Here is a 10,138-nt window from a genome sequence, read left to right as displayed (position 1 = left end):
GGGGCCGCGGCCCCTGAGGCCGGGTGGGGCGGGCAGCAGGGCGGCGCCCGCGCCGATGAGGGGGAGGACGACGACGGCCGCGAGGAGGTACTGCAGGACGGTGTCATTGATCAGGCCAGGCACGGCTCACGCTCCGGCGGCGAGGAGGACGGCGGCGATAGCCAGGACGACGGAGCCGGCGAGCAGGGCGCCGAGATAGGTCTGCACGTTTCCGGTCTGCGCGCGGCGGACGGCCGCGCCGAGCAGGCGGGGGGCGCCGCCCGCGGCGCGGACGTAGGTGTCGACGACCTCGCGGTCGAGGAACCGTACGAGTTCGGCGGCGGCGCGGACTGGGCGGACGAACAGGGCCGCGTAGACGGCGTCGAGGTGGAAGCCGTGGGCCGCGGGGCGGTGGAGGGGGCCGAGGATGAGGCGGCCCGGGTCGGCCGGGTCGTCGGCCGCACCGATGTCTCCGTACACGGCCTCGTGGGTCTCGATGGCCTCGATCTCGGTGAGCGCGGGCTCGGTGTGCGGATGCGCGGCTGCGACGCCGACCGGGATCTTGCGGGCGAGGGCCGTGGTGTGGCGCCAGACCGCGTACGTGACGAGGGCGCCGACCAGGGCGAGACCGGTGCCGAGAACGGAGGTGGCGAGGGTCGGGGCCAGCGAGCGGCCGTCGAACCAGTCGGGCAGCAGCCCGACGCAGACGCCGAAGGCGGCGGTGGGCACGAAGAGCACCCACAGCACGGCGTTCATGACGGCCGGCTGACGGCCGAGGTCCGGGGCGGGCGTGCCCTGGCCGCGGAAGGCCAGCAGCCAGAGGCGGGCGGCGTAGCCCGCGGTGAGGAGGGCGGTGAGCAGACCGGAGACGAGCACGATCCAGCCCGCGGCGCCGGGGATGTGGGCGGCGTGGCCAGTGGGGCCGTGTCCGAGCGCGGCGGTCTCGGCGGCGCCGAGTACCGCTTCCTTGGAGAAGAAGCCCGCGAACGGCGGGATGGCGGCGAGCGCGAGGAGGGCGACGGTCATGGTCCAGAACGCGTCGGGGACGCGCCGAGCGAGACCGCTCATGCGGGCCATGGCGGCAAGGGAGTTGGTGCCCGCGGCGGCGATGACCACGCCGGCGCCGAGGAAGAGGAGGGCCTTGAACGCGCCGTGCGAGATGAGGTGGAAGACGGCGGCGCCGCGGTCGCCGACGGCCAGGGCGCCGGTCATGTAGCCGAGTTGGCCGACCGTCGAGTAGGCCAGCACGCGCTTGATGTCGTCCTGCGCGAAGGCGGCCAGGGCGGAGCCGACCATGGTGGCGGCGGCCATCGCGGCCATGACGATCAGTGCCGCGGCGGAGGCGGTGAAGACGGGGAGGAGCCGAGCGATGAAGTAGACACCGGCCGCGACCATGGTGGCGGCGTGGATGAGGGCGGAGACCGGGGTCGGGCCCGCCATCGCGTCGGGCAGCCAGGTGTGCAGCGGGAACTGGGCCGACTTGCCCGCGACGCCGGCGAGCAGCAGCAGCGCGATGAGGGTGGGGTGGTCCAGGCCGTCGCCGGAGACGGCAGCGGTCAGGATGCCGTTGATGCGGAAGGTCCCGGCGTCCGCGGCGAGCGCGAACAGGCCGAAGAGGAAGGGGACGTCGCCGAGCTTGGTGACCAGGAAGGCCTTGATCGACGCCGAGCGGGCGGCCTCGGTCTCCCAGTAGTGGCCGACCAGGAAGTACGAGCAGATGCCCATGATCTCCCAGCCGACCAGCAGCACCATCAGGTCGCCTGAGTAGACGACGAGCAGCATCGCGGAGGTGAACAGGGAGACGAGCGCGGCGTACGAGGGGTAGCGCGGGTCGTTGCGCAGGTAGCCGGTGGAGTAGAGCTGCACGCAGGAGGCGACGATGCCGACCAGGACCGCCACGAGGGCGGCGAAGCCGTCGAGGCGGAGCGCGAGGTCGATGGGCACCGAGCCGGTGGGGGTCAGCTGTGTCGCGGCGTCGATGGTCTCTCCCCCGCCCTGCCGCACGGCCACGACGACGGCGAGCGCGGCGGCGAGCAGGGTCGGCAGGATGGCGAGCGGCCGGACGAAGCCGGGGGCGCGGCGGCCCAGCAGCAGACCCGCCGCGGCCCCGAGGAAGGGCAGCAGCGGGACGAGGACGGCGAGGGTCGTGGTCGTCACGCGGCGGCCTCCGACTGCCGGGCCGAGGTGGTCTGTTGGGGCGCCTCCTCAGCGTCCTGCCCCGGGCCCGCGCCCAGGCCCGTACCCGAGCCCGGTCTTGTACCCGGTCCGCCCGGCGGCTCGGCGAGGTCGCGGAGCCGGTCGATGTCCGAGCTGCCGCGGTTGCGGTGGACGAGCAGCACGATGGCCAGCCCGATGCCGATCTCGGCGGCGGCGATGGCGATGGTGAAGAGGGTCAGCGCCTGGCCCGCGTGCAGGGTGTCGCGGAGCCAGACGTCGAAGGCGACGAGGTTGAGGTTGACGGCGTTGAGCATCAGCTCGACCGACATCAGGACCAGGATCGCGTTGCGCCGGGCGAGCACGCCGTAGAGACCGGTGCAGAAGAGGAGGACGGCGAGGACCGCCGGGTAGGCGAGGTGCATGTCAGCGCCGCTCCTTGGCCTGGGGGGCACCTTGGCCGGCGCCGTCGTCGGCACCGCGCTTGCGGGACAGGACGATCGCGCCGACGAGCGCGGCGAGCAGCAGCACGGAGAGGGCCTCGAACGGCAGCACCCAGTGCCGGAAGAGGAACGCGCCGGTCACCTCGGTGGAGCCCTGGGCCGGTCCGCCGAGGTCGATCCAGGTCGCCCGGAAGGCGTCCACGACGACCCATACGAGGGCGGCCGCGGCGGCGACGGCCACGGCCAGCGCGGCCGGGCGGTTGCCCGAATCGGCGTCCGGGGAGCGGCCGATGGGCGCCCTGGTGAGCATCAGCCCGAAGAGGAGGAGGACCACGACGGAGCCGACGTAGATCAGCACCTGCACCCAGGCGATGAACTCGGCCGTGAGGAGCAGGTATTCGACGGCGAGCCCGCCAAGCGCCACGACCAGCCAGAGCGCGGCGTGCACCAGCTGCTTGGTGGTGACGGTGACCAGGGCCGCCCCGAGCGTGACGAGACCGACGAGGAGGAACGCGATCTCGACGCCGGTCGGGGAAAGGAAGCCGTGAGTGGTGGCTGCGAGGGTCACGCGTCGCCCTCCTGCGGCTGCTGGTCCTCCCGCTGGTCCTGCTGGGTGGCTGCTTCGGTGGCCTGCTCGGCCGCCGCGAGTCTGTCGGCGGTCTTGCGCGCCGCGCCCAGCTCCTTCGGGTCCTCGGCCGCCGCGTCGAGCGCGGGCGGCGCGGGCACCGTCCACATCCACTCGCGGAGCTTGTCCCGCTCATGGGTCAGATCGAGGATGTCCTCTTCCGCGTACTCGAACTCCGGGGACCAGAACAGCGCGTCGAAGGGGCACACCTCGATGCAGATGCCGCAGTACATGCAGAGCGAGAAGTCGATCGCGAAGCGGTCCAGCACGTTGCGGCTGCGCTCGCGCCCGCCGGGGACCGCGGGCGGCACCGTCTCCTTGTGGGAGTCGATGTAGATGCACCAGTCGGGGCACTCGCGGGCGCACAGCATGCAGACCGTGCAGTTCTCCTCGAAGAGCCCGATCACGCCGCGGCTGCGCGGCGGCAGTTCGGGCTGCGCGTCCGGGTACTGCGCGGTGTGCGCCTTCCGCGTCATCGTGCGCAGGGTGACGGCCAGGCCCTTGGCCAGGCCGCTGCCGGGGACGGGGGGCATCAGGAGATCACCACCTTCACCACGCCGGTGAGCGCGATCTGGGCGAGCGCGAGCGGGATGAGCACGGTCCAGGCGAGCTTCTGCAACTGGTCCTCGCGCAGCCGCGGATAGCTCACCCGCAGCCAGATGACGCCGAAGGCGAGGATCGCGGACTCGCCGGGGTTGAGGATCGGCGTGCCGGTGTCGACGCCGAAGACGCCGACGTTGGTGATCGTCACCGTGCCGCCCTGCATCGCCGCCGGCGAGGTCTTGCCCTCGCGGGCCGTGGACACCAACTCACCCAGCGCGGAGGCCAGTTCGGGCAGGGTCTTGGCCTGGGCGTCCTTGATGTTCGGGACGATCAGACCGCGCGGGGTCGCCGCGGCGATGCCCAGGTTCACGTACTCCTTGCGCACGATCTCCTGGTTCGCCTCGTCCCAGGCCGCGTTGACCTCCGGGTTCCGCCGGATCGCCAGCAGGAGCGCCTTCGCCACCAGCAGCAGCGGGTTGATCCGCAGGCCCGCCATGTCCGGGTCCTGCTTCAGCTCCTGGACGAGCTTCATCGTGCGCGTCACGTCCACGGTGATGAACTCCGTGACATGCGGCGCCGTGAACGCGCTCGCGACCATCGCCTGGGCCGTGGCCTTCCGCACGCCCTTGATGGGGATGCGGATTTCGCGGGCCGGACCGGCGGCGGCGGGCACAGGCTCGGCAAGAGCCGCCGCCTCGGGGGCGGGCACGACGGACACCGCCGACGCCGCCGCGTGCACGTCCTCGCGCGTGATGATCCCGTCGGGGCCCGTCGGCGTGACCGTGGCCAGGTCGATCCCCAGGTCCTTGGCCAGCTTCCGCACCGGCGGCTTCGCCAGCGGACGGCCCCCGGGGACGGAGGGCGCCGCCGAACCGGCCGGCCGGCCCCCGGGCCGTACGGCAGCGGGGGCAGCACCCGCGACACCCGTGGGTCCCTCGACCACCGCCGCGTGCCCGTTGAACTCCGCCTGGATCGCCGCCGCTTCGGGCCGCCGCGGCCCGCCCTCGGCCGCGCCCGGCTGCCCGGGCACGGAAGGCGCCGCCTGCGGCTTCCGCGGCCGCCGCTTCGTCGACGACGCGGAGACGCCGTAGCCGACCAGGACCGGCTGGCGGCCCTCCGGCTCGATCTCCTCGTCCGAGGCAGCCGGAGCGGACGGAGCGGCCTGGTCGCCCGCAGCCACCGCCCCAGCGGACCCCGCCGCCTCGCGAACAGCCGCCGACTCGGCCGGCGCCCCACCGGCCCCCGTCGCGACAGTGATGATCACCGTCCCGACGTCGACCGTCGTCCCCTCCGGAAAGCGCAGCTCGTGCACCGTCCCGTCGAACGGGATCGGCAGCTCGACCGCCGCCTTCGCGGTCTCCACCTCGCAGACCACCTGCCCGTCCGCCACGGTGTCGCCCGGCTGGACGTACCACTTGAGGATCTCCGCCTCCGTGAGCCCCTCGCCCACGTCGGGCATTCTGAACTCGCGGATCCCGGAGGCAGTCCCCGGCGTCGTGCTCTCAGTCATCGTCACGATCTCCTCGGCCCCTCAGTACGCCAGTGCGCGGTCGACGGAGTCCAGCACCCGGTCGAGCCCCGGCAGGTACTCGTCCTCCAACCGGGCCGGCGGATACGGCGCGTGCATCCCGCCGACCCGCAGCACCGGTGCCTCCAGGTGGTAGAAGCAGCGCTCGGTGATCCGGGCGGCGATCTCCGCGCCCGTGCCCAGGAACACCGGCGCCTCGTGCACGACGACCAGGCGGCGGGTCTTCTCCACCGACCGCTGGACCGTGTCGAAGTCAATCGGCGACATCGACCGCAGGTCGACGACCTCCAGCGACTTGCCCTCCTCGGCGGCCGCCGCGGCCGCCTCCAGGCAGACCTTCACCATCGGCCCGTACGCGGCCAGGGTCAGATCCGTGCCCTCGCGCGCCACGCGGGCGGCGTGCAGCGGGCCGGGGATCGCGGCCGTGTCGACCTCGGCCTTGTCCCAGTAGCGCCGCTTGGGCTCGAAGTAGATGACCGGGTCGTCGCTCTCGACGGCCTGCCGCATCATCCAGTACGCGTCCGAGGCGTTGGAGGGCGAGACCACCTTCAGACCGGCCACGTGCGCGAACAGCGCCTCGGGCGACTCGCTGTGGTGCTCGACCGCGCCGATGCCGCCGCCGTACGGGATGCGGATGACGACCGGCAGCTTGACCTTGCCGAGCGCCCGGGCGTGCATCTTGGCCAGCTGCGTGACGATCTGGTCGTACGCGGGGAAGACGAACCCGTCGAACTGGATCTCCGCGACCGGCCGGTAGCCGCGCAGCGCGAGGCCGATCGCGGTGCCGATGATGCCGGACTCGGCGAGCGGGGTGTCGATCACCCGGTCCTCGCCGAAGTCCTTCTGCAGCCCGTCGGTGACGCGGAAGACACCGCCGAGCTTGCCGACGTCCTCGCCCATGACGAGGACCTTGGGGTCGGCCTCCATGGTGGAGCGGAGCGCCTCGTTGACCGCCTTGGCGAGGGAGAGCTTCTCGATGGCCATGGTCAGTTGCCCTCCGCGTCCGCGAACGAAGCCTGGTACGCCGCGAACCGGGCGCGCTCCTCGTCGACGAGCGCGTGCCCGTCGGCGTAGATGTGCTCGAACATCGCCATCGGCTCCGGGTCGGGCATGGCCCGCACCGCCTCGCGCACCCGCTTGGCGAGCGCGTCGCTCTCCTTCTCCAGCTCGGCGAAGAAGGACGCGTCGGCGAAGCCCTCCTTCTCCAGGTACGTCCGCAGCCGCTGGATCGGGTCCTTGGCCTCCCACTCGACCCGCTCGTCCTCGGCGCGGTAGCGGGTCGGGTCGTCGGAGGTGGTGTGGGCGCCCATGCGGTACGTGAAGGCCTCCACCAGCATCGGGCCCTGGCCGCTGCGGGCCCGCTCCAGCGCGGCGCGGGTCACGGCGAGACAGGCCAGGACGTCGTTGCCGTCGACCCGCACGCCCGGGAAGCCGTAGCCCTGCGCGCGCTGGTAGAGCGGGACCCGGGTCTGCTTCTCGGTGGGCTCGGAGATCGCCCACTGGTTGTTCTGGCAGAAGAAGACGATCGGCGCGTTGTAGACCGCGGAGAAGGTGAACGCCTCCGCCACGTCGCCCTGGCTGGAGGCGCCGTCGCCGAAGTACGCGATGACGGCCGAGTCGGCGCCGTCCTTGGCCACGCCCATCGCGTAGCCGACGCCGTGCAGCGTCTGCGAGCCGATGACGATCGTGTAGAGGTGGAAGTTGTTGCTGTTGGGGTCCCAGCCGCCGTGGTTGACCCCGCGGAACATGCCGAGCAGGTTCGTCGGGTCCACCCCGCGGCACCAGGCAACGCCGTGCTCGCGGTAGGTCGGAAAGACGTAGTCGTCGTCGCGCAGCGCGCGGCCGGAGCCGATCTGGGCGGCCTCCTGGCCGAGGAGCGAGGCCCACAGGCCCAGCTCGCCCTGGCGCTGGAGCGCGGTCGCCTCGCCGTCGAAGCGGCGGGTCAGGACCATGTCGCGGTACAGGCCGCGCAGCTCGTCAGAGGTCAGGTCGATCAAGTAGTCGGGGTGCTCGACCCGCTCGCCCTCCGGCGTCAGCAGCTGTACGAGCTCGGGCTGGCCGGCCGCCGGTGTTTTCCGGGTGCCGGTGCGCTTGCCGCTGCTGCGGCGCGGCTTCCGCGCGGCAGTGCTCTCCACGGTCACGGTTGCTCCTCCGTCTGTCCGGCCCCCGGGATCCGCCGGTGGCCTGGGGTCCCCCCTGCCAACGGCTGGGAGGGGCTCACCCGCTTCGAAACGGCGCACGGGGTAGGTGCACGCGGCCGAACCGGGTGTGACAGGTGCCCGGACGTGGCCTGCAATAGGCACGTTACCCAGTGCTCCACATCTCTGCGAAACCCCTCTGACCTGCGATTTTTCTTGGATTTCCAAGTAAATCGCCGATCCTGGGCAAACAGCACTGGTCACAGCCTTGCGGGCCGCCGGGACAGGGGCACGTTATATCGCCGGACAAGAGCACGGGAAGAGCTGGTGTGTGAGACTGACGTCGTGCGCGAAGAAGGAAAAATCACGGTATTTCTGCTGGACGACCACGAGGTGGTCCGCCGCGGAGTCCACGACCTGCTCTCGGTCGAGGACGACATCGAGGTCGTCGGCGAGGCCGGCACCGCCGCCGAGGCCCTCTCCCGCATCCTGGCCACCCGCCCCGACGTCGCCGTGCTCGACGTGCGGCTGCCGGACGGCAGCGGGGTCGAGGTCTGCCGGGAGATCCGCTCGCAGAACGAGGACATCAAGTGCCTGATGCTCACCTCGTTCGCCGACGACGAGGCGCTCTTCGACGCGATCATGGCCGGCGCCTCCGGCTACGCCCTCAAGGCCATCCGCGGCAACGAACTCCTCGCCGCCGTACGGGACGTGGCAGCCGGAAAGTCCCTGCTCGACCCGGTGGCCACCGCCCGCGTCCTGGAGCGGCTGCGCGACGGCACGGCCGCCAAGGGCGACGAGCGCCTCGCCCACCTCACCGACCAGGAGCGGAAGATCCTCGACCTGATCGGGGAGGGCCTGACCAACCGGGTCATCGGCGAGCGGCTCCACCTCGCCGAAAAGACGATCAAGAACTACGTCTCCAGCCTGCTGGCGAAACTCGGCATGGAGCGCCGCTCCCAGGCCGCCGCCTATGTGGCCCGGATGCAGGCGGAGAAGAACTGAGGGGTTCCCCTCCCCACTCCCGTAATTCAGCTCCCCCACTCCCGTAATCCGACGCAGGCCTTGCATCCGATTCGGGTCTTGTGCTCGATTCAGGCCTTGTGCTTGATTCGAGCCCTTCATCCGATTCGGGCCTTGCATCCGATTCGAGGCCGATTTCCGAATCGGGACCAATGGCCCAAGCTCCCGGGCACGGTGCCCCTATCGGGGGAACGCGCCCGCCCTCCAGGCTGGAGCCATGCCCTCGGAAGCCCCCACAGCACCCGCGGCCACGGTCTCCCCCCAGGAACTCGCCGGACCCCCCACGGACCTCATCGGCGCCGCCTCGGCGCGCGACGCCATCGAGCTGCTGCACACCACCGCGTACGGCCGCATCTCGCTCTCCCTGCAGGCCCTGCCCCACGTCGCCGTGGCCCGCCACATCGTCACCGACGGAACCGTACTGCTCCGCGTCCACCGAGGCTGGGGCTACCATCGCGCCTGCGACGGCAGCGTTGTCGGCTACGGCGCCGACTGCCTGCCCCGCAACTGCTCCACCGCACACGGGGAGCCCGAGGACATCTGGTCCGTGCAGTTCGCGGGCACCGCGCGGATCGTCGACCCGACCCCCGAGGAGCTGGAGCGGTTCGGCCCGGCGCCCGACACCGCGGACGGCGTCCCGTACGAGCCCACGTACCTGCGGATCGAACCGCAGTGCGTCACCGTGCACCACCTCACCGGTGTCCCTGTGCACCGACCCCAGCACGGTGTGTGACGTAGTCATCTAACATCTGGCGCGTGCCGCGCTCATATGCCAACCCCGTAGCCCCCCTGTCCACCGCCACGGTCACCGCGAACCCGGTCTCCACCGCCATGGTCTCCGCCCCCATGGGCACCGCGGACCCGGTCGCCACAGACCCGGTCCGCACCGCCACGGTCTCGGCGGACCCGGTCACCGCGTGCCCGGCCCCCGAGGCGCCCCTCGCCCTGGGCCGCCTCCTGCACAGATACGAGGGCACCGGCACCCCGCTGACCTGCGAACCCGTCGCCCAGGGGCTGCTCAACCGCGGCTACCACCTGACCACCACCCGCGGCCGCTACTTCCTCAAGCACCACCTCGACGGCGACCGCGCCGCCATCGCCCGCCAGCACGGCGCCACCGCCCGCCTCGGCGCCCTCGGCCTCCCCGTCGCCCCACCCCTGGCCGACACCGACGGCCGCACAGTCACGGTGATCGGCGGCCGCTGCTACGCCCTGCACCCCTGGATCGACGGCCGCCACCGCGACGGCGGCCAGCTCACCTGCGCCCAGTCCCGGCGCCTCGGCGCCCTGCTGGGCCTCGTCCACACCTGCCTCGAACGCGTGATGCCGCACTCGGCCCCGGCCGACGCCGGTTTACCGGCAGGCGAAGCCTCTCCCGGGCAACCGCCACAAGCCCGGCCCGGCGCTCCCCTCGCCGGCGCCGACCCCGCCCGCACCTTCACGCTCATCGAGGAGCTACTGGCCCTCGCCCGCGCCCACCGCCCCCGCGACAGCTTCGACGAACTGGCCGAGCACCGACTCAGGGAGCGCCGCACCCTGCTGGAGCGCCACTCCCACCGCCGCCCCGACCCGGGCGCGGCCCCGGCGGCGGGCTGGGTGCACGGCGACTTCCACCCGCTCAACCTGCTCTACCGCGGCGCCGAGCCGGTGGCGATCGTCGACTGGGACCGCCTCGGCGTCCAGCCCCGCGCCGAGGAGGCCGTAC

General features: G+C 72.3%; 10 protein-coding genes. 3 read left to right on the top strand and 7 right to left on the bottom strand.

From position 1 onward, the window contains the following. Nucleotides 1-126: 126 nt before the first annotated feature. From AOK16_RS18020 to pdhA, 7 genes are read right to left on the bottom strand one after another with little or no spacing between them, the layout of a single operon-like run. Nucleotides 127-2,136 (bottom strand): NADH-quinone oxidoreductase subunit 5 family protein, encoded by a 2,010-nt coding sequence (locus tag AOK16_RS18020; RefSeq protein ID WP_055473262.1) that lies wholly within the window; start codon nt 2,134-2,136, stop codon nt 127-129. Beyond that, complete coding sequence (gene nuoK, locus AOK16_RS18015; protein ID WP_055473261.1) at nt 2,133-2,558, bottom strand: NADH-quinone oxidoreductase subunit NuoK; 426 nt, start codon at nt 2,556-2,558, stop codon at nt 2,133-2,135. The genes AOK16_RS18020 and nuoK overlap by 4 nt, the downstream gene beginning before the upstream one ends. A 1-nt stretch (nt 2,559) precedes the next feature. Further along, the gene (locus AOK16_RS18010; RefSeq protein WP_055473260.1) at nt 2,560-3,144 is read right to left on the bottom strand and encodes an NADH-quinone oxidoreductase subunit J family protein; all 585 of its coding nucleotides are present in this window, start codon (nt 3,142-3,144) and stop codon (nt 2,560-2,562) included. Further along, on the bottom strand, nt 3,141-3,734 hold the full coding sequence (locus AOK16_RS18005) for a NuoI/complex I 23 kDa subunit family protein (RefSeq protein ID WP_055473259.1): 594 nt from the start codon (nt 3,732-3,734) through the stop codon (nt 3,141-3,143). Before AOK16_RS18005 ends, AOK16_RS18010 begins: the two co-directional genes overlap by 4 nt. Beyond that, nucleotides 3,734-5,254: a dihydrolipoamide acetyltransferase family protein gene (locus AOK16_RS18000; RefSeq protein WP_055473258.1), complete on the bottom strand. Its 1,521-nt coding sequence runs from the start codon at nt 5,252-5,254 to the stop codon at nt 3,734-3,736. The genes AOK16_RS18005 and AOK16_RS18000 overlap by 1 nt, the downstream gene beginning before the upstream one ends. A 21-nt stretch (nt 5,255-5,275) precedes the next feature. Then, nucleotides 5,276-6,256: an alpha-ketoacid dehydrogenase subunit beta gene (locus AOK16_RS17995; RefSeq protein WP_055473257.1), complete on the bottom strand. Its 981-nt coding sequence runs from the start codon at nt 6,254-6,256 to the stop codon at nt 5,276-5,278. A 2-nt stretch (nt 6,257-6,258) separates the two neighbouring features. Continuing rightward, nucleotides 6,259-7,413 carry a pyruvate dehydrogenase (acetyl-transferring) E1 component subunit alpha gene (gene pdhA / locus AOK16_RS17990; protein WP_055473256.1) on the bottom strand — a complete coding sequence of 385 codons (1,155 nt, stop codon included), beginning with the start codon at nt 7,411-7,413 and terminating at the stop codon, nt 6,259-6,261. A gap of 342 nt (nt 7,414-7,755) precedes the next feature. On the opposite strand from pdhA, the gene AOK16_RS17985 reads away from it, so the two are divergent. The 3 genes from AOK16_RS17985 to AOK16_RS17975 all read left to right on the top strand — a co-directional run. Further along, the gene (locus tag AOK16_RS17985; RefSeq protein WP_055473265.1) at nt 7,756-8,415 is read left to right on the top strand and encodes a response regulator; all 660 of its coding nucleotides are present in this window, start codon (nt 7,756-7,758) and stop codon (nt 8,413-8,415) included. 235 nt (nt 8,416-8,650) lie between these two features. Then, nucleotides 8,651-9,166, top strand: a complete 516-nt coding sequence (locus AOK16_RS17980) for a pyridoxamine 5'-phosphate oxidase family protein (protein ID WP_079101507.1) — start codon at nt 8,651-8,653, stop codon at nt 9,164-9,166. A 113-nt stretch (nt 9,167-9,279) separates the two neighbouring features. Then, nucleotides 9,280-10,138: phosphotransferase (locus tag AOK16_RS17975; protein WP_079101508.1), on the top strand; the 859-nt coding region annotated here is incomplete at its 3' end.

Source organism: Streptomyces pathocidini (assembly GCF_001418495.1).
GTDB classification, from domain to species: Bacteria; Actinomycetota; Actinomycetes; order Streptomycetales; family Streptomycetaceae; genus Streptomyces; species Streptomyces pathocidini.
The sequence above is the reverse complement of the archived record's forward strand: the minus strand, read 5'-3'. Positions and strand labels throughout refer to the sequence as shown.

Coding starts and splice junctions, on each gene's coding strand:
- nuoK (WP_055473261.1), bottom strand. CDS start 2,558: ATGCACCTCGCCTACCCGGCGGTCCTCGCCGTCCTCCTCTTCTGCACC.
- AOK16_RS18005 (WP_055473259.1), bottom strand. CDS start 3,734: ATGCCCCCCGTCCCCGGCAGCGGCCTGGCCAAGGGCCTGGCCGTCACC.
- AOK16_RS18000 (WP_055473258.1), bottom strand. CDS start 5,254: ATGACTGAGAGCACGACGCCGGGGACTGCCTCCGGGATCCGCGAGTTC.
- AOK16_RS17995 (WP_055473257.1), bottom strand. CDS start 6,256: ATGGCCATCGAGAAGCTCTCCCTCGCCAAGGCGGTCAACGAGGCGCTC.
- AOK16_RS17980 (WP_079101507.1), top strand. CDS start 8,651: ATGCCCTCGGAAGCCCCCACAGCACCCGCGGCCACGGTCTCCCCCCAG.